Source organism: Methyloversatilis sp. MC4-4, from assembly GCF_049843555.1.
Taxonomy (GTDB): Bacteria; Pseudomonadota; Gammaproteobacteria; order Burkholderiales; family Rhodocyclaceae; genus Methyloversatilis; species Methyloversatilis discipulorum_B.
On record NZ_JBBHZK010000001.1, the window covers coordinates 20,175 to 38,523 of the forward strand.

Annotated in this window: 15 protein-coding genes; 5 read left to right on the top strand and 10 right to left on the bottom strand. The window is 67.1% G+C overall.

Going from position 1 to position 18,349, the window contains the following annotated elements:
• Positions 1 to 29: 29 nt before the first annotated feature.
• The 3 genes from WDZ97_RS00075 to WDZ97_RS00085 form a co-directional block, all read right to left on the bottom strand.
• Entirely contained in the window at positions 30 to 1,682 is a 1,653-nt protein-coding gene (locus WDZ97_RS00075) for a methyl-accepting chemotaxis protein (RefSeq protein ID WP_425761421.1), read from the bottom strand.
• An 83-nt stretch (positions 1,683 to 1,765) separates the two neighbouring features.
• Positions 1,766 to 1,921: a LiaI-LiaF-like domain-containing protein gene (locus WDZ97_RS00080; RefSeq protein ID WP_425761422.1), complete on the bottom strand. Its 156-nt coding sequence runs from the start codon at positions 1,919 to 1,921 to the stop codon at positions 1,766 to 1,768.
• Positions 1,918 to 3,879, bottom strand: a complete 1,962-nt coding sequence (locus WDZ97_RS00085; RefSeq protein ID WP_425761423.1) for a CHASE domain-containing protein — start codon at positions 3,877 to 3,879, stop codon at positions 1,918 to 1,920. The genes WDZ97_RS00080 and WDZ97_RS00085 overlap by 4 nt, the downstream gene beginning before the upstream one ends.
• A 457-nt stretch (positions 3,880 to 4,336) precedes the next feature.
• Here WDZ97_RS00085 and ettA point away from each other — a divergent pair, with 457 nt between their 5' ends.
• Entirely contained in the window at positions 4,337 to 6,001 is a 1,665-nt protein-coding gene (gene ettA, locus WDZ97_RS00090; RefSeq protein ID WP_019917146.1) for an energy-dependent translational throttle protein EttA, read from the top strand.
• Here ettA and WDZ97_RS00095 read toward each other — a convergent pair.
• A complete protein-coding gene (locus WDZ97_RS00095; RefSeq protein ID WP_425762239.1) occupies positions 5,991 to 7,064 on the bottom strand; it encodes a GGDEF domain-containing protein in 1,074 nt (357 codons plus the stop codon). The genes ettA and WDZ97_RS00095 overlap by 11 nt on opposite strands.
• Before the next feature lie 498 nt (positions 7,065 to 7,562).
• Here WDZ97_RS00095 and WDZ97_RS00100 point away from each other — a divergent pair, with 498 nt between their 5' ends.
• The 4 genes from WDZ97_RS00100 (at position 7,563) to WDZ97_RS00115 (ending at position 12,943) form a co-directional block, all read left to right on the top strand.
• Positions 7,563 to 8,507: a PEP-CTERM sorting domain-containing protein gene (locus WDZ97_RS00100; RefSeq protein ID WP_425761424.1), complete on the top strand. Its 945-nt coding sequence runs from the start codon at positions 7,563 to 7,565 to the stop codon at positions 8,505 to 8,507.
• A gap of 99 nt (positions 8,508 to 8,606) precedes the next feature.
• On the top strand, positions 8,607 to 10,133 hold the full coding sequence (locus WDZ97_RS00105) for a sensor domain-containing diguanylate cyclase (protein WP_425761425.1): 1,527 nt from the start codon (positions 8,607 to 8,609) through the stop codon (positions 10,131 to 10,133).
• Positions 10,134 to 10,179: 46 nt separating this feature from the next.
• A complete protein-coding gene (locus tag WDZ97_RS00110) occupies positions 10,180 to 12,120 on the top strand; it encodes a peptidase U32 family protein (protein WP_425761426.1) in 1,941 nt (646 codons plus the stop codon).
• A gap of 94 nt (positions 12,121 to 12,214) precedes the next feature.
• Complete coding sequence (locus WDZ97_RS00115; RefSeq protein WP_425761427.1) at positions 12,215 to 12,943, top strand: zf-TFIIB domain-containing protein; 729 nt, start codon at positions 12,215 to 12,217, stop codon at positions 12,941 to 12,943.
• A gap of 12 nt (positions 12,944 to 12,955) precedes the next feature.
• On the opposite strand, the gene WDZ97_RS00120 is transcribed toward WDZ97_RS00115, so the two are convergent.
• From WDZ97_RS00120 to WDZ97_RS00145, 6 genes are all read right to left on the bottom strand, one after another.
• Positions 12,956 to 13,126: a DUF3149 domain-containing protein gene (locus tag WDZ97_RS00120; RefSeq protein WP_019917152.1), complete on the bottom strand. Its 171-nt coding sequence runs from the start codon at positions 13,124 to 13,126 to the stop codon at positions 12,956 to 12,958.
• Positions 13,127 to 13,193: 67 nt separating this feature from the next.
• Entirely contained in the window at positions 13,194 to 13,790 is a 597-nt protein-coding gene (locus WDZ97_RS00125; RefSeq protein ID WP_019917153.1) for a DUF4126 domain-containing protein, read from the bottom strand.
• Positions 13,791 to 13,897: 107 nt separating this feature from the next.
• On the bottom strand, positions 13,898 to 14,242 hold the full coding sequence (locus WDZ97_RS00130) for a hypothetical protein (RefSeq protein ID WP_425761428.1): 345 nt from the start codon (positions 14,240 to 14,242) through the stop codon (positions 13,898 to 13,900).
• A complete protein-coding gene (locus tag WDZ97_RS00135) occupies positions 14,239 to 14,961 on the bottom strand; it encodes a hypothetical protein (protein WP_425761429.1) in 723 nt (240 codons plus the stop codon). The genes WDZ97_RS00130 and WDZ97_RS00135 overlap by 4 nt, the downstream gene beginning before the upstream one ends.
• A complete protein-coding gene (locus WDZ97_RS00140; protein ID WP_425761430.1) occupies positions 14,954 to 16,075 on the bottom strand; it encodes a PepSY-associated TM helix domain-containing protein in 1,122 nt (373 codons plus the stop codon). Before WDZ97_RS00140 ends, WDZ97_RS00135 begins: the two co-directional genes overlap by 8 nt.
• A 2-nt stretch (positions 16,076 to 16,077) precedes the next feature.
• Entirely contained in the window at positions 16,078 to 18,195 is a 2,118-nt protein-coding gene (locus WDZ97_RS00145) for a TonB-dependent siderophore receptor (protein WP_425761431.1), read from the bottom strand.
• Positions 18,196 to 18,349: the final 154 nt, after the last annotated feature.

Below are 18,349 nucleotides of genomic sequence, written 5' to 3' on the forward strand. Positions count from 1 at the left end.
GGCCCGCGCGAGCGGGCCGTGTCGCCGGATCAGACGACGAAGGTTTCCAGCCGCTGCCGCATCGACTGCGACAGCGCGTTCATCGCGTCGGCCGCGTGGCTGACCTGACGCACCGCCGCGCTGTTGTGCTCGCTCATGCCGGCGATGCGCTCGACCTGTTGCGCGATGCTTTCGCTGGCGCTGGTCTGTTCGCGCAGCGCGCGTGAAATCTCATCGGTGGCACCGACAGCATTGCGCGATTCGCTCTTGATATCGTCCATCGCCTGCGCCGCCTGCTGCGTCGAACTGCCGATGTGATCGAACTGCGACACCAGTTCCTGCATGCTGGTACGGGTCTGCTCGGTCACCGACTGCACGTTGCCAACCACGCTGTCGATCTGTTTGGTCGCTTCGGTCGTGCGCTCGGCCAGTTTGCGCACCTCGTCGGCCACCACCGCGAAACCGCGGCCCTGTTCGCCGGCGCGTGCGGCCTCGATCGCGGCGTTGAGCGCCAGCAGATTGGTCTGGTCGGCGATGCCCTTGATGGTGCCGGCGATCTCGCCGATCTGTTCCACCTGGCGGCTCAGTTCTTCCATGCCGCCGGCGGCCGCCTGTACGTCGACCGCGGCGTCGCGCATCGACGATGCGGTGGTTTCGATCACGTTGCCGCCAAAGTCTGCGCGTTCGAGCGAACTGCGTGATACGTCGCGCGCGTGACCGGCACTTTCGCTGACATGGGCGACGCTGACGGCGAGCTGTTCGGCTGCCGCCGCCATGTTCGAGGTCGAATCGTTCTGCTGCGCCACGGCGCCGGCCAGCGTGTCGACCGAACCGTGCAGCGAAGAGGAGTGGCTGGCGACCTGCTGTGCGTTGTCGCGCATCGACTTCAGTGTCGATTGCAACTCGGCGAAAAGGGCATTGATCGACGCGCCGGCCGCCGACAGTTCGTCGCCACGGTTGTCCGGAGCGCGCACGGTCAGGTCCATTCGCGTCCGCGCCTGTCCGAGCGCGCCCTGCAGCGACGACAGGCTGGTGGTCAGGCGACGCAGCGTCAGCACGATACCGGCGATCAGCACCACTGACAGCACGGCGATGGCGACGGCGAGCGTGATCAGGCCTGTGCGGTAGAGCGCACTGGTGCGGGCACGCGTGTCGTCACCCAGCGCCTTCACGTCCTGTTCGATCAGCCGGGTCAGCGCGGTCATCGCTTCGGTCGCGCTGCGGTCTATGCCTTTCACCGCACGATCGACCTTTTTCCCCGATTCGGGGTCGGCCGCGTCGAAATTCTTCAGTGCCGCGACGTAGCGCTCATGCATGGCGGCGTGGGCGGCAGCCAGAGCCTTCACTTCCGCGACACGTGGCGATCCTTCGGCCTGCAGGCGACCGGAGATGTCGCCCAGACGGGATGACACCTCCTGTGCGTGCTTTTCGAAACTCTTGCTGTAGCGCTGGAACTGCTCGACGTCGTTGCCGCGGATCAGGATGTTCTTCCATTCCTGCACCTGGGTCTTGAAGTCGATGCTGGCGTTCTGCACGTCGAGGCCGATGGCGACGGTGCGCTGCAGACGCGCAAGATCCTCGCCGACGCCGCGGTCGAGTCGGTAGAGCTGCAGCAGGCCGAAGCCGCCGGCCGCAAGCAGCCCGGCGAGGGCGACGAAGCCGAGGGCCAGCAGGCGGCCGCGCAGTGTTTTCAGTCCGTTCATGTCGGGCACTCCAGAGGCAAGTGCCTGAATATCGGAAAAAAACGTGAATTCTTTACGGTTCGATACGGCCGCGTTGGCGAGACCTACTTGCGCTTGATCAGGCCGGCGACGCCGGCGGCGATCAGCAGGGCCGGCCACCAGGTGCCGAACAGTTCGGCCAGCTCGCGCAGCGAAAAAAGATTGAGGTTGGACGCCAGCAGCAGTGCGCCGATGGCGATGAGGCCGATCGATCCGATCATTGAGTGTCCTTGTTGTCCGGGGCGGTCCACACCGCGATGGTATTCCGTCCCGCTGCCTTTGCCGCGTACATCGCCTGATCGGCACGGGCGACCAGGGTGTCGAAGTCGTCGCCGTGGTCCGGGCACATCACGACGCCCAGGCTGGCGGATATCTGCGCCTGCCCCTGTTCGAGCGGGAACGGTTCGCCGAGACGCAGCCGTATTTTATCCGCCACCGCGCATGCGGCCTCGATCGAACCGGTTTCCGGCAGCAGGGCGACGAACTCATCGCCGCCGTGGCGGGCCAGCGTATCGGCTGCGCGCAGGCAGGCGAGCATGCGGCGGCTCGCTTCGATCAGTACCTCGTCGCCAGCGTGATGCCCCATGCGGTCGTTCACCTCCTTGAAGTGGTCGAGGTCGATGAACAGCAGACAGAAACGCCGCCGGTAACGCTTGGCGGACGCCAGCGTCCGGTTCAGCCGCTCCACCAGCAGCGAGCGGTTGGGCAGGCCGGTCAGGCTGTCATGCGTGGCCAGCCAGGCGATCCTCGCCTCGTCTGCCTTGCGTTCGCTGATGTCGGCCATGACGATGATGGCGCCGGTGACGCGGCCGGCGCTGTCGGTGCGCGGCACGCCGGAGGCGAGGACGGCGACTTCGCCGCGGTCGCGGCTCTGCAGCGTCAGTTCCATGCGTACGGTGTCGCCCCCGAGCAGCGCATCTGCCATCGACTGCAGTGCGTGCCGGTTGCCGTCGAAGGCCAGTTCGCCGAGCGAGCGGCCGCCGACGTCGCGCGCGTCGAGGTTGAGCATCCGGTGCAGGCCCGGGTTGGCGTATTCGATATGGCCCCGTGCGTCGAGCGCGAGGATGCTCTCGCCGGACAGGTTGACCAGCGTCGAGTACAGCGCTTCGCTGCGCGCCAGCGAAGCGCCCAGCTCGGCCAGCCGCGCAGCCCGGCGGCGGGCCAGTCCGAGACTGGCGGTGAGTGCTACTACGAGCGCGCCGAACAGTACGACCAGCGCCAGTTCGGTGTGCCAGCGATCAAGGTCGGCCGCCGCCTCCCGCCGTTGCTCGAACACCAGCAACCAGCGTCGCCCGTCGATGTCGCGCGAGATGGAATGCGTCGGCGCGTCGAAGCGGACCGGATCCGTCCCATGGCTGTCGAACAGCAGCGCCTCCGGCTCGGCGGCGCCGCCGTCGTAGATGCGCAGGCGCAAGGAGGGTTGCATGCGGCCGAGTGTGCCGGCCATCAGGTCGAGCATGCGGAAGGGGCTGTAGACCCAGCCGCTGAGCGCCGCTGCGCGTTCCGCCTCGGTGCCGGTGGGCAGGCCGCGGCGGTAGGCGGGCAGATAGAGCAGTACGCCGGTCTGGATGTCGCGGTCAGCTTCCTGGATCAGCCTGACCTTGCCGGTCAGCGCCGCTTCGCCGGTGCGACGGGCGCGCTGCATCGCCTCGCGGCGTACCGGCTCGGACAGCATGTCGAACGAAAAGGCGCGCTGGTTGCGCCAGTCCTGCGGCTCCAGATAGACGATGCTGCTGTACTCGGGACGTTCGCCCGGCGGACGGATGTCGTAATCGCGGAGGCCGCGGGCGCGCATCGACGCGATGTGGGTGTCCAGATCCTCCGCCTTCACGTAGGCGGAGAAGCCGACGCCCTGTATGCCGGGAAAGTCCTCCTGCAGCGACAGTGCGCCGACATAGGTCTTCCAGTCCTCGTGCGTGACCTCGTCCGATGCGTCGAACAGCGCGCGTGCGCCGCGCAGTACCTGACGGTAGGCGCGCATGCGTTGTTCGACCTGCTGCGTGATGTCGCGCGCCTCGAAGGCCAGACGTTCGTCGACGCGCTCGCGGTGCCGACGGTCCATCTCGTTCCACACCAGATAGACGGCCAGCGTCGCGCCGAGCGTGGCAAGCAGCACGGGCAGACCGATCTGCCAGACAGAACGGTCCGTCGAAGCTCGCGTGTCGGGCGCTGCGCTCATGTCGAGTATTGAACCTGCATTTTCCGGGCGTGTCACCAAGGTCGGGGCGGCGGGCTAGGGTCTGTTGCCATTGAATCGCGGGCCGCGCGCGAATTCCGATGCGTCCGGATCAAGGCGGGCCGACGCCGGCTGACTGGCCGTCAGGCCAGGAGGCCCAACGCGGAGCTGGGCGCATCGGGACTCGCGCCCTCCGGGTTTGCAGCGTGCGAGGCACGGACTGCGTTGCGCTTCTTGTCGAGACGGCCAGTCTCGACTTCGTCGCACGCCTTGCCCGTGTCTCGCGCGCTGCAAACGCGGTTCGCGATTCAATGGCAACAGACCCTAGGGCCGCAGTGACCTTTCTGGTGCGTCAAGGACTTATCGACAGCAGGCGGCCGGTCTTGACCCCTCCGGTCCGCTTGGCGCCTGTGCCCCGGCTTATACTTGCGCCCTTTCCCTGTCGGTGCAGTTGCAGAAAATGGCCCAATACGTGATGTCCATGCTCCGCGTGAGCAAGGTGGTACCCCCGAAGCGCACGATCATCAAGGACATATCGCTGTCCTTCTTCCCCGGCGCCAAGATCGGCCTGCTCGGCCTGAACGGCTCGGGCAAGTCGACGGTGCTGCGCATCATGGCCAATGCCGACCGCGAGTACGACGGCGAGGTCCAGCACCAGCCGGGCGTGCGCATCGGCTATCTGCCGCAGGAACCTGAACTCGATCCGGACAAGACGGTGAAGGAAGAGGTCGAGTCCGGCCTCGGCGAAATCGTCGAGGCGCGGCAGAAGCTGGAACAGATCTACGCCGCCTACGCTGAGCCGGACGCCGATTTCGACAAGCTGGCGGAAGAGCAGGCGAAGTACGAGGCCGTGCTGGCGGCCGCCGGTTCTGACGTCGAGACGCAGATGGAAATCGCCGCCGACGCGCTGCGCCTGCCGCCCTGGGATGCGAAGATCGGCCCGCTGTCTGGCGGCGAGAAGCGTCGCGTGGCGCTGTGCAAGCTGCTGCTGTCCAAACCGGACATGCTGCTGCTGGACGAGCCGACCAACCATCTGGACGCCGAATCGGTGGACTGGCTGGAGCAGTTCCTGGTGCGCTTCCCGGGCACCGTGGTGGCGGTGACGCACGACCGCTACTTCCTCGACAACGCGGCCGAGTGGATCCTCGAACTGGACCGTGGCCACGGCATTCCGTGGAAGGGTAATTACTCCAGCTGGCTGGACCAGAAGGGTGAGCGGCTGCGCCAGGAAGAGTCACAGGAATCGGCGCGGCAGAAGGCGCTGGCGACCGAACTGGAGTGGGTGCGCGGCAACCCGAAGGCGCGCCAGGCCAAGAGCAAGGCGCGTCTGGCCCGCTACGAGGAAATGAGCAGCGTCGAGTACCAGAAGCGCAACGAAACGCACGAAATCTTCATCCCGCCGGGCGAGCGCCTGGGCGACAAGGTGATCGAGTTCCACAACGTTTCGAAGGGCTTCGGCGACCGCCTGCTGATCGACAACCTGAGCTTCAGCATTCCGCCGGGCGCCATCGTCGGTGTGATCGGCCCGAACGGCGCCGGCAAATCGACGCTGTTCCGGATGATCCAGGGCAAGGACACGCCGGATTCGGGCGAAATCGTGGTCGGCCCGACGGTCAAGATCGCCGCCGTCGACCAGACCCGCGACGGGCTGGATGGCACGAAGACGGTGTTCGAGGCGGTGTCCGACGGGGCCGACATCCTGACCGTCGGTCGCTTCGAAATGCCCAGCCGCGCCTATATCGGCCGCTTCAACTTCAAGGGCGGCGACCAGCAGAAGATCGTCGGCAACCTGTCGGGCGGCGAACGCGGCCGGCTGCACCTGGCCAAGACGCTGATTTCCGGCGGCAACGTGCTGCTGCTCGACGAACCGTCGAACGACCTCGACGTGGAAACGCTGCGTGCGCTGGAAGACGCGCTGCTCGAGTTCTCCGGCTGCGTGCTCGTCACCTCGCACGACCGCTGGTTCCTCGACCGCATCGCCACCCACATCCTGGCGGCGGAGGGCGATTCGCAATGGACCTTCTTCAACGGCAACTACCAGGAATACGAGGCCGACAAGAAGAAACGCCTCGGCGAAGAGGGCGCCAAACCGAAGCGCATCCGCTACAAGCCGATCAGTCGCTGATCACGCAGCGGTTGCGCCCGTCGGACTTCGCGCGATAGAGCGCGAAGTCCGCCCGTTCCACCGCGTGTTCGATCGATTCCCCGGGGCGGAACTGGGCCAGTCCAGCCGAGAACGTGACCGCGGCCGCGTCGGCGGTGACCAGCCGGGTCTGCGCCAGCGCCGCGCGCACGCGCGCCATCGATTGATCGGCCTTCTTTACCGGCGTGTCGGGTAGCAGCACGAGGAACTCCTCGCCGCCCCAGCGCGCCAGCACATCGGACTCGCGCAGCGCACCGGTCGCGGTGTCGGCGAAGCGCTGCAGCACGATGTCACCCGCCTTGTGTCCGTAGTTGTCGTTGACGCGCTTGAAGTGGTCGAGATCGATCAGGCAGACGGAGAGCGGCGAGCCGTTCCGCTCTGCGCCGCGGGCCAGTTGCGCGAACAGGTCGGTGGCGTAACGGCGGTTGGGCAGTCCGGTCAGCACGTCGCGCGTGGCCAGTTCCTGGATGCGGCTCAGCGCCGCCTCCAGTTCGTTGCGCTGGGTGCGCAGGCGGGCCCGGATGGCCAGCAACTGTTCGCTCAGCTGGCCCATGACTGCGAGGACGACGGCCGTCAGCACGAAGTGCACCCACTCCACCTGGAACGGGTAGTCATCCGGGCGCAGCGTGGACAGCGTGAACATCGTCAGCCCGGTGCCGACGACGACGCATCCGTTGTAGATGCGGCGTCCCGTGCGGTCGAGATTGAAGATGCTGAACACGAGGGTGAGCGCGAGCAGCATCAGCAGCGAACCGCGGACCGGCGTGAACACGATGTAGGCGGCGGTGATCCAGGCGCCCGCCGCCATGACCTGCAGGAAGGTGAGCGAAGGATCGCGAAACCGCAGGTTCAGCCCGCTGCGCAGCGTGGTGTAGACGACCACCATCCACACGATCATGCCGCCCTGCAGCAGGCGGGTCGCGACCGGGTCGGCCATGTCGTGCGCCAGCGCGTATTCGGCCAGACCAAGGCATACCACGTACACCAGCATGGACGTGAATGCGCGGGATATGCGCAGGCGCTGTCGCGGCTCGTCGTCCAGCACCAGACTCAACAGACGCCTTGACGTGTGCCCGGGCGGGGGCACGTCTCGCTGCGGGTGAGGCCCGTCGTTTTCCTTGTCCATTCGTTCCTCGTCCGGAATGCCCTGCCTGCCGCGGCGTTGCGGCAGACGGTGTGCGCATTTCATTCGCGTCGGGATTCAGACTAGCGCCGCCGGCCGGCGTTGTCGCTGCGCGAGGTCAAGTCTCGGGATGTCGAAAGGTGTCTGTCCGTGAACAAGAGTTTCGCCGCTCGGGCGCTGCGCCGGATCAGCCGGGAGCTCGCTCCGGCGTAGGCTTTCGTGTTGTCCCCCGGTTCGACGCGGCGCACCCGCGGTCGCCTGTTCGAGACTGTCGACGGACCGGATTCGGCGATACCTGCCGGAAAGGCGGGCTTGAGCCCGTGTGCCGCCGGGATTGCGCGGGCTTCAGTTTGCGGCAGCGGGGGCGTACGCTTCGCGTTTTCCGGGCCGCGCCGTGCGGCCCCACCGGGAGCCAGGACGATGATGCGAACCTTCTGCGCGGCCGCGCTAGCCAGCCTGTGCCTGAGCGCGCCTGCGCGGGCCGTAGACGTGGTGTTCGACTACCGCTACGACAGCGGTGGCTTCTTCACCGACGACCGACGTGCCGTGCTCGACGACGTTGCACGCTTGTTCAGCAGCAATCTGGACGACACGCTGGCGGCCATCGCGCCCACCGGCGACGACGTGTTCCAGGCCCGCATCTTCGATCCGGTCGATCCGCTGAACAGTACGGTGCTGGTGCCCGGGCTGACGGTGGCCGCCGACGAGATCCGCATCTTCGTTGGCGCGCGCGCCTTCTCCGGGCAGACGCTGGGTGTGGGCGGGCCCGGTTTTCACGTGGCGGGCGGCAGCGGCGACTTCGTTGCGCTGGCCGACGGGCGTGGCGAGCCGGGGGCATTGGCGTCGCCGCCCACCGATTTCGCGCCCTGGGGCGGCACCATCACCTTCGGCACCAACGTCGGCTGGTACGCCGACGACGATGTCGGCACCGTCGAGAACTTCGCCGGGCTGTTCGATCTGTACACGGTGGCGGCGCACGAGACGGCGCACGTGCTGGGCATAGGCACCGCCGACAGCTGGTTCGCCCAGGTCAGCAACCGCAGCTTCATCGGCGCCAGCGCGACCGCGGTCGACGACGGTGTCGCGCCGCTGCTGCGCAACGACGGTAGTGACGCGCACTTCGATACCTCGCTGCGGGCCGGCGCGAACGGCGTGGACCAGGTGCCGCTGCTGTCGCCGGTCATTCCCGCCGGCGCGCGCCGCTACATGACCGAACTCGACTGGGCGGCGCTGCGCGACATAGGCTGGGAGGTTGCCAGCCTGCAGGCGACCGTGCCGGCGCCGATACCCGAGCCGGCCACCTGGGGCCTGATGGCGGGCGGCCTGTTGCTGGTGGGCGCGGCCGCCCGACGCCGTGCGGCCTGATGCCGCGGCGCGCCCGCTGCACGCGGCGGTAAAGTCCGGCGCAGGATTGCCGAAAACAGGGGACGTCAATCTCCTGTGCGCGGCCGCATGTCCGAAACGATGAAGATCCAGGCAGAGGCCACGGTGGTTCCTGCCGGCAGCGACCCGGCAGCCGTCGTTCCGGCCGCCGAGGTGCGCGCCTCGCCTGGCGTGACCGGCCGTCGCCGTCTGGTGCTGATGCTGGGCCTGCTGCTCGCGCTTGGCTTTCTGGCCAATACGCTGCTGAGCTACTCGGTGTCGAAGCGAGAGATCCAGCGCTCCATCGTCGAGAACGAACTGCCGCTGACCTCCGACACCATCTATTCGGAGATCCAGAAGGATCTGATCCGGCCGGTGTTCGTGTCGTCAGTGATGGCCGGCGACACCTTCGTCCGCGACTGGGTGCTGCAGGGCGAACGCGACGTGCCGGCGATGACCAAGTTTCTCGGCGAAATCCGCACGCGCTACGGCACCTTCACCAGCTTTTTCGTATCGGAAGCGACCCGCAACTACTATCACCCGGACGGCGTGCTGCGCCGGGTGGAGCAGGGCAGCGAACGCGATGCTTGGTATTTCCGTTCGCGCGACCTCGATGCGCCGTACGAAATCAACGTCGATTCCGACACCGCTTCGCCCGACACGCTGACCGTATTCGTCAATTACCGCGTGTTCGACTACGCCGGCAAGACGGTGGGCGTGACCGGCGTCGGCCTCACCGTCGACACGGTGCGGCGGCTGCTGTCCGGCTACCAGCAGCGCTATCACCGCGGCGTCTATTTCGTCGACCGCAGCGGCAACATCGTGCTGTACGGCGACCAGCCCTCGCACGGCACGCTGCGCATCGGCGAGGTCGAAGGCCTGGGCGACATCGCGCACGAGGTGCTGGCCCGCGACAGCGGTTCCTACCAGTACCGCGAGGGCGGCAAGGACTACCTGCTCAATGTGCGCTACGTGCCGGAGCTGGACTGGTACCTGTTCGTCGAAAAGGTCGAGAACGAGGCGCTGGCCGACATCCGCCGCACGCTCTACATCAACCTGCTCATCTGCGCACTGGTGACGGCGGCGGTGCTGTGGCTCGCCAGCCTGACGCTGAGTGGCTACCAGCGCCGGCTGGAGCAGATGGCCACCACCGACCGGCTGACCGGCCTGCTCAACCGTCACGCCTTCGAAATCATGCTCGAACACGCGGTGGCCGAGGTGCAGCGCAGCCGCCGTCCGTCGGCCGTGCTGCTGATCGACATCGATCACTTCAAGTCGCTGAACGACCGCTACGGTCATCTGGCCGGCGACCGCATGATCGAGCACGTCGGCGCGCTGATACGCAGCGGCCTGCGCGCATCCGATATGGCCTGCCGCTGGGGCGGCGAGGAATTCCTGGTGGTGCTGAAGGACTGCGCAGCCGACGACGCGCGCCAGCGGGCGGAAACCCTGCGTGCGCTGATCGGCGCCAGCCCGCTGCCGATCGGTAGCGCGGCAGTGACGGCGACGGTCAGTGTCGGCGTCACCGCCTTCGCCGACGACGATACGCCGGTGCGGCTGGTCGACCGTGCCGACCGCGCGTTGTACGCGGCCAAGGGCGACGGCCGTGATCGCGTGGCGATGGCCTGAGGCGCAGGATCGGGGATAATCCCGCCTTTCCCGCAGGCCCTGCATCATGAACGCCGACCGTCGCACACTCGAACTGCTCGCGCCCGCCAAGAACGCCGATTTCGGCATCGAGGCGATCAACCATGGCGCCGACGCCGTCTACATCGGCGGCCCGTCCTTCGGTGCGCGCAAGGGCGCCGACAACGACATCGCCGACATCGCCCGCCTGTGCACGCACGCGCACCGCTACCACGCGCGCGTGCTGACGGCCTTCAACACGATATTGCGCGACGACGAGCTGGAACCGGCCCGCCGCGCCATCTGGCAGCTGTACGACGCCGGCGTGGACGCGCTCATCGTGCAGGACATGGCGTTGCTTGAAATGGATCTGCCGCCGATACAGCTACACGCCAGCACGCAGACCGACATCCGCGACGCGGCCAAGGCGCGCTTCCTGCAGGACGTCGGCTTCACGCAGATCGTGTTGGCACGCGAAATGACGCTGGAGGACGTGCGCAAGGTGGCGGCGAACACCTCCTGTACGCTCGAATACTTCGTGCACGGCGCGCTGTGCGTCGCCTTCAGCGGCCAGTGCTTCATCAGCCACGCGCATACCGGCCGCAGCGCCAACCGCGGCGAATGCTCGCAGGCCTGTCGTCTGCCGTACACGCTGACCGATGCCCAGGGCCGGGTGGTGGCGCACGACAAGCATCTGCTGTCGATGAAGGACAACGACCAGTCGGCCAATATGCGTGCGCTGATCGATGCCGGCGTGTCCTCGTTCAAGATCGAGGGCCGGCTGAAGGACCTCGGCTACGTGAAGAACATCACCGCCCACTACAGCACGCTGCTGAACGGACTGCTGGCCGATCTGCCGGGCTACCGCCGCGCCTCCAGCGGCCGCTGCACCTACACCTTCGAGCCGCAGCCGGAAAAGACCTTCAACCGCGGCTCGACTGATTACTTCGCCAACGGCCGCCAGCACGGCATCGAGGCCTTCGAGTCGCCGAGCTTCGTCGGCGAGGAAGCGGCGACGATCAGCAAGGTGGCGGCTGACCACATCGAGGTCGAGGCCGAGGTCGACATCCACAACGGCGACGGCCTGAGCTACTACGACAGCCACCGCGAACTGATGGGCCTGCGCATCAACGTCGCGCAGGGCCGCAAGCTCTACCCGAACGCGATGCCTGACGATCTGAAGCCGGGCATGACGCTGTACCGCAACCGCGACCAGGCTTTCGAACGCGCGCTGGAGAAGAAGTCGGCCGACCGCCGCATCCGCGCCGACCTGCGCTTCGAGGAAACCGCGGACGGCTTCGCACTGACGATGACCGACGAGGACGGCGTCAGCGCCCGGGTCGAGCTGGTGCACGACAAGCAGCCGGCGCGTGACGCCGAACGGGCGCTGTCCGGCATCCGCGACAGCCTGGGCAAGCTGGGCAACACGCTGTTCGAAGCGGGCGACATCGCGATCGATCTGCCGGAGGCGCGCTTCCTGCCGGCGTCGGCCCTGAACGGCCTGCGCCGCGACGCGGTGGCGCTGCTGGAGACGAAGCGCATCGCCGCTCATCAGCGACCACAGCCCGGCGTGCCGGTCGAACCGCCGGTGCGTTTCACCGACACCGAACTGTCCTATCTGGCCAATGTGTACAACGAGAAGGCGCGCGCCTTCTACCGCAAGCATGGCGTGGAACTGATCGCCGACGCCTACGAGGCGAACCAGGAACTGGGCGAGGTGTCGCTGATGATCACCAAGCACTGCCTGCGCTTCAGCCACAACCTGTGCCCGAAGGAACTGAAGGAGTACGACCTGCGCGGCATGGTGAAGGCCGAGCCGATGACGCTGATGAACGGCAACGACAAGCTCACGCTGCGTTTCGACTGCAAGAAATGCGAAATGCACGTGGTCGGCCGCATCCGCAAGAACGTGCTGAAGGCGCAGCCGGTACCGGTCACCTTTCACCGCAGCGCGCCGGAAGGCGTCAAGGTGACACGCTCGGCGCGCTGATCGCCCTCAACCTTGCGTGCCCGCATGCCGCTGACAAGACCAGGCGGGCATTGCCCGCGCCGATAGATCGCGATCCGACGTCATACCGACCATCATGCAGAATTCAGCGCCGCACTGTCCGTCCTGCCGCGTGCCGATGAAGGTGCACCGCTTCAAGAATCACGGCGGCGAGGACATGGAACTCGACATCTGCTGGCACTGCCAGGGTATCTGGTTCGACACTTTCGAGAACCTGCAGCTGTCGCCGGGCTCGGTCAACGAACTGTTCAAGCAACTGCACGCGCACCGCGACGAAATGCAGCATCCGGTCGCCAACGTGATGGCCTGCCCGCGCTGCAGCCGCAAGCTCGACAAGGGCTACGATCTGGTGCGCAGCGGGCGTTACATGACCTACCGCTGCCCGGAGAAGCACGGCCGCTACAGCAGCTTTTCGTCCTTCATGGTCGAGAAGGGCTTCGTGCGGCAGATGACGACGGCCGAAATCGCCGACCTGGCGAAGCGGGTCGGCGCCATCTATTGCACCGGCTGCGGGGCGCCGGTCGACATCCGCAAGGACCACGCCTGCCCGCACTGCCGCTCGGCCTTTTCGCTGCTCGATCCGGACGCCGTCGAGAACGCGCTGAAGGGCTACCACCAGGCGGAAGTGAAGCGCACCACGCGCGACCCGGTGTCGATGGCCGACGCCATTGTCGAGAGCGAGCGCACACGCGCCCGCGCCGACCGGCAGCGCCAGATCGAAGGCGCTCGCGATGCCGGCGGCCTGGACGTGGCCGACCTGCTGGTGGCCGGCGTCGGCCTCGTGTGGAAGGTGCTTACCCGCTGAACGCGGGCGCGCTCACGGCGCCGGTCGGCCGGATTGTTCGGCCTTGGCCGCCGCGGCCGCATCCTCGTCCATGTGCCGCTTGAAGAAGCGGCCGAACCAGATGCTCATGAAGATGACGATGGCGATCACCACCAGGCTCATCAGCCCGTAGTCGGTCGACAGCAGATCGGACAGCGCTTTCATGATTCCCTCCCTTTCGACGTGTTTTCGTCATTGAAGCGCCGGCCGGGTCATGACGGGCTGATGCAGGTCAACCGGGCGCCTGCTTGCCCGCCACCCAGGACAGCAATCCGGTCAGGAAGCGCCACACGCGCGGCAGCAGCCACAGCATGAGCAGAACGAAGAAGGCGAGCAGCACCAGGAAGAACACCGGGTAGGCGAAGGCCAGCCACAGTCCGCCGACCGCGAGGCCGTCCTCGCTGGTCGAGGCGAGTACGTTGCTGACGGGCTCGGGCGAGGCGTTGATCGCCACCCGGCTGCCGGCCTTGGTCAGGTGAGTGGCGCCGGTCAGCGTGCCGCCGAGCAGCGCGCCGGCCAGCACCACCGGCGTGCTCTGATCGGCCAGTGCCCAGGCGGCAAGCAGCGCACCGGCCGGAATGCGAATGAAGGTGTGCAGACCGTCCCACAGGCTGTCCAGCGCCGGCACCTTGTCGGCGAAGAACTCGACGCACAGCATGAAACCGGCGGCGGCCAGCACCAGCGGGTGTTCCAGCACGTCCAGCTCGCCGGGCAGTTCGACCCATTCCATCCGCCCCGCCAGACCGGCGAGAAAGATGACGGCGTACAGCCGCAGGCCGCTGGCCCAGGCGAGGCCGGCGGCGGCGGCAATGGCTTCGGTCAGGTCCATGGCGTGGGCATCGCTTCGGTTATCGGGCGTCGCGCTCGCATGCCCGACTGGCATGCGGCACTCGATCTTCATGCTAGCCGAAGCGCGCGGGGCCGAACAGCGCCGCCTCAGGCGAGCGCACCCGTCAGCGCCATCAACGCGCCGGCAGCGGCCAGTGCTGCCGAGGACCTCAGCGTGAGCGCAGGCCACGCATTCACCATCGGGACGAACAGGCTGCCGCCGACCATCCAGGCGGTCAGCACCAGCACGCTGCCGGCCATCGGGCCACTGGTCGCAATCGCCAGCAGCAGTTGCGCCAGTGCGCTCGCCAGCGCCAGTTGCCGACCGTGCTCGATCAGCCAGCGCGGCGGCGCAGCATCGGCGACGGCGCGTGCGTTGCCGGCGGCGAACAGCGCGGCGACCGGCACAGCACCAGTCAGCGCGAGTCCGCATTCGGTCAGGCCGGCGATCATGTGGCCGCGCCTGTCGCGGGCAGCGCCCGTCCGCCCAAGGGGCGCGCGCACAGCAGCGCGGTCAGCGCCAGCGCGGCCAGCACCGGGCGATCGGCGGCGAGGGCGAGCCAGCCGAGCAGGGCGCTGCCGATCAGCCATGCGATCCGGGCCGGGCCGCGGAACCAGCTGACCAGGGACAGCGCCGGCAGCAGCACGAAGAAGGCGAGGAGCATGCCGGTGTGGCCGGCACCGCGGCCGTCACCGCCGGTCTGGGCAATGTGGAAGCTTTCGACGAAACAGGCTGCGAGCACCCACCAGGGCAGGCCGTTCATGCAGCGACGCAGCAGGGTGGTGCGGCGCGCTCTGGCGGGTGCCCGCGCGGATGCAGTACCCGCGCGGGGCAGCAGCATTGCGCCAGCGGAGCAGGCCAGTGCCGTTGCGGCACAGACGGCGGCCATGGCGCCGGCCTGCGGCGCATGCTGCAGCAGGCCGCTCAGTGCGACCGTCGCGCTGCCGACGGCGTTGCCGTACAGGCCGCGCCGCCAGACCGCAACGGGCTGTGTGGCCCGCGCAGTCAGCGTCGTCAGCAGCAGCCAGAACAGGATGAACAGCCATGGGCCCAGGCCCTGATTGCCTGGCAGCAGTTCGAGACGGCGGCCGAGCCACAGGCTGGTCGCGGCACAGAGCAGCAGCGCAGTCGGTGCGGCGGTCAGCAGTGCCGCCATGATGCGGTTAAACAAGGCGTTCTCCAGCCATGGCCGAACTGTGGGCGGCGTCGCCCGAGCGGTGCTGCTGGCGGCGTCGGTCGGCCCAGATCACGGTACCGCTGATGGCCAGGCCGGCAGCGCTGAGACCGAGCACGCAATACAGCGCCTTGAGCATGAGGCCGCCGAAATCGCCGAAGTGCAGCGGCTCCATCCAGCCGTCGAAGCGGCTCCAGAATCCGCGTTGGCGCGGGTCGCGCAGGTCGAGCGTGCGGCCGTCCGCGCCGGCGTAGCTGACGCGGGCGCTGCTGATCAGTTGCTGCGGCAGGTCGCCGGAGATGGTGACGACGGCATCGGCGCGCTGAGCGTTGCGCAGCGAGATCGTTTCCGGCTCCAGTCCGGGCAGGTCGCGACGCGCCTGAAGCAGCAGTGCGTCCAGCGACTGCAGGGGTTGTTTGCGCGCGTCCTTCGGCAGCGCGACCGCGGGGTCGGCGCCGCCGCTGAGGTAACGCCAGCTCTGTTCGAACACCGGTGCGAGGCCGAGCCAGCATCCGGTGAAGGCGATGAGCAGATGGAAGGCGAGGCCCCAGATGGCGGACGCCTTGTGCAGGTCGGACGCGGCCAGCCGGCTGCTGCGGCGCCAGCGCACCGTGAACAGTTCGCGCATGATCTTACGGTGAATCACGATGCCGGTCAGTGCCAGCACCAGCATGACGGCACCGAGAAAGCCGACGATCCAGCGCGGCGCGAAGAACAGGAACACGTGCATCATGCGCACGAATTGCCCCAGTTCGCTGTCCACCGGGCCGATGACGGTCGCGTGGCCGGCGTCGACGGCGATCTTGCTGCGCAGACCGTTCTCATGCCGCACCTGCGCGAAGTAGGCCGGACTGGTGTCGGTCGGCAGCACGATGTTCTCTACCTTGCTGCCGGGCAGCGCGCTCTGCACGGCCGCCAGAACGGCCTGTGGCCCGACCGGCGATTGCGCATGTTCGAGATGGCGCAGCGACGGATTGCCCCACAGGTCGATCTCGTGCTTGAACACCGCCAGCGCGCCCGATGTGCAGATCACGAACAGCAGCAGGCCGGTGACAATGCCGGCCCACGAGTGCACCGTGAACAGCAGGGTGAGCGTGCGTTGCGAAGCCACACTCAGAAGTCCAGCGTGACCGACGCCAGCACGCGGCGCGGGTCGCCGAGCGGAATGACGTTGTTGTTGAGGCCGCCGGCGAAGTAGTCGCGGTCGAACAGGTTCTTCGCGATCAGGCTCAGCCGGTAACCTTGGCCGATATAGCTCACGCTGGCGTCGAACACGGTGTAGTCGGGAATCGTGTAGGCGAAGCTGTAGCCCTGTTTCTCGCTCTCGTAGCGCAGCCCGGCACCGAGGCCGAGACCGGTCAGTGCGCCGCTGCGCACGCGGTACTGCGCCCACAGCGAGGCGCTGTGGCGCGGCACGTTGTCCAGCGGCTTGCCGATATTGGCCGTATTGACGTCACGCACCACTTCGCCATCGGTGTTGGCGTAGGCGGCCGACAGGTTCCAGCCATTGCGCAGGTCGGCCAGCAGTTCCAGTTCGTAGCCGCGCGTGCGCTGCTCGCCGATCAGGATGTAGAAGCCGGGGTTTGAGGCGTCGCTCGCGCGCACGTCCTGCCGTTCGAGGTCGAAGTGGGCGACGGTCGCCTGGATGCGCCCTTGCGCGAAGCTGAACTTGACGCCGACTTCGGTCTGTTTGCCGCTCTCGGGCTTCACCGCCTGTCCGCTCACCGAATATCCGCCCTGCGGCAGAAAGGATTCGGCGTAGCTCACGTACGGCGACACGCCGTCGATCACTTCGTAGATCAGGCCGGCGCTGCCGGTGGTGGTTGCGTAGTTCTCGTCGGTGATCGAGGTACCGGTGAGCACATTGGTCGAATCGACCGAGGCCCAGTCGCGGCGCAGCGTGACCGACGCATTCAGCCTGTCGGTCAGACGTACCTGGTCGCGCAGGTAGACGCCGGTGTAGCGGATGGTTTCGTCGAGATCGGTCAGCGGCGTGCTGCCGCAATTGACTGTCGCGCCATAGACCGGGGTGTAGACGTTCAGCGCGGCGACGGTGCACCGGGTCGTCGTTTCGCGTTTGGCGTGGTGGTTGGTGTCCACGCCAGCGAGCACCGTATGCCGCATCGTGCCGATGTCGAAGGCGCGTGTCAGGTGCGTGTCGAGGCCGTAGCCGTGGCCGCGGAAATCCTGCAGCGTGCCCTGACGGTTCAGCAGGCGGTTGTTCGCCTGCAGACCCGAACCGGCGACGGCGACCAGGCGCCCGTCCATGTCGTAGTCCTGCCAGCGGAAGTTCTGCCGCAGTGTCCAGCCACTGTCGAAGCGATGCTCCAGCGCGTAGCCGATGCGCGCCTGGCTGGCTTCGTAGGGCCCGAAGCCGGGTTCGCCGATGAACAGGCTGCGGTCCACGCGGCCGTTCGGGTTCGGGAGTACAGAGCCGCGCACCGGCAGCCCCTGTTGCCGGACGTACTCGCGCGTCTGGAAGCTGGTCAGTATCGTGAAGTCGGTGCGCGTGCCGAGGTCGAGCGACATCGACGGCGCGATCCAGCGGTTCTTGTAATAGACGAAGTCGGTCGGGTCGTCGCTGTTGAGCATCAGGCCGTTGATGCGCACTGCGCTGCGGCCGGTGTCGGACAGCGGACGCCCGAAGTCGAAGGTGAACTGGCGGAAGTTGTCGCTGCCGCCGGTGAGGGCGACCTCGGTGAACGCCTCCGCCCGCGGGCGCTTGCTGACCATATTGACCATGCCGCCCGGCTGCACCAGACCGAAGTTCACCGAGGCCGGGCCCTTCAGCACCTCGATGCGCTCGGCGCCAAAGGTTTCCTGCGCGACCCGCGCGTCCATCTCTACCCTGAGGCCATCGACGTAGACCGATTCGGTCGCGCGCTGGCCGCGGATGATGAAGTCGTCCCAGCCACGGCGACCGTAGTAGCCGGACACCACGCCGGCCACGCCCTGCAACGCGTCGGTCAGCGACTGCACGCCGCGCGCATTCATCTGTTCGCGGGTCACGACGGTGACCGACTGTGCGGTCTCGTTCAGCGGCAGATCGGACTTCAAGGTGCTGCTGCTTGCCTTGCGCGCCGTGAAGCCGATGTCGCCAGCGGCGTCGACGCGGACGGCAGGCAGGGTTGCGACCGCGTCTTCGGCAGAGGCGAGCGGGGCGAGCAGCGCGGCGATCGAGGCCGCGAGAAGATGAAGCGGAAGGCGCAGCGGCAGGATTGGGGCAGTCATGGCTATTTGTTTTAATGCGTACGAGAATGATTCTTGTTAATTATCTCGGAAATGCTGCCGCGAAGTGAACTCTTTTGTCTCGCCCTGTCATTGCCCTTGAGCAACCCGCCTCATACTTGTTGCTATAGTTAGGTTCCTTATGATATTGTTCCGT

Excerpts from the sequence above, each read along its gene's own strand:
- WDZ97_RS00125 (WP_019917153.1), bottom strand. The coding sequence starts at position 13,790 with ATGGACCTGACCGAAGCCATTGCCGCCGCCGCCGGCCTCGCCTGGGCC.
- WDZ97_RS00145 (WP_425761431.1), bottom strand. The coding sequence starts at position 18,195 with ATGACTGCCCCAATCCTGCCGCTGCGCCTTCCGCTTCATCTTCTCGCG.
- WDZ97_RS00130 (WP_425761428.1), bottom strand. The coding sequence starts at position 14,242 with ATGATCGCCGGCCTGACCGAATGCGGACTCGCGCTGACTGGTGCTGTG.
- WDZ97_RS00115 (WP_425761427.1), top strand. The coding sequence starts at position 12,215 with ATGCAGAATTCAGCGCCGCACTGTCCGTCCTGCCGCGTGCCGATGAAG.
- WDZ97_RS00110 (WP_425761426.1), top strand. The coding sequence starts at position 10,180 with ATGAACGCCGACCGTCGCACACTCGAACTGCTCGCGCCCGCCAAGAAC.
- WDZ97_RS00085 (WP_425761423.1), bottom strand. The coding sequence starts at position 3,879 with ATGAGCGCAGCGCCCGACACGCGAGCTTCGACGGACCGTTCTGTCTGG.
- WDZ97_RS00120 (WP_019917152.1), bottom strand. The coding sequence starts at position 13,126 with ATGAAAGCGCTGTCCGATCTGCTGTCGACCGACTACGGGCTGATGAGC.
- WDZ97_RS00080 (WP_425761422.1), bottom strand. The coding sequence starts at position 1,921 with ATGATCGGATCGATCGGCCTCATCGCCATCGGCGCACTGCTGCTGGCG.
- WDZ97_RS00075 (WP_425761421.1), bottom strand. The coding sequence starts at position 1,682 with ATGAACGGACTGAAAACACTGCGCGGCCGCCTGCTGGCCCTCGGCTTC.
- WDZ97_RS00100 (WP_425761424.1), top strand. The coding sequence starts at position 7,563 with ATGATGCGAACCTTCTGCGCGGCCGCGCTAGCCAGCCTGTGCCTGAGC.
- WDZ97_RS00105 (WP_425761425.1), top strand. The coding sequence starts at position 8,607 with ATGAAGATCCAGGCAGAGGCCACGGTGGTTCCTGCCGGCAGCGACCCG.
- ettA (WP_019917146.1), top strand. The coding sequence starts at position 4,337 with ATGGCCCAATACGTGATGTCCATGCTCCGCGTGAGCAAGGTGGTACCC.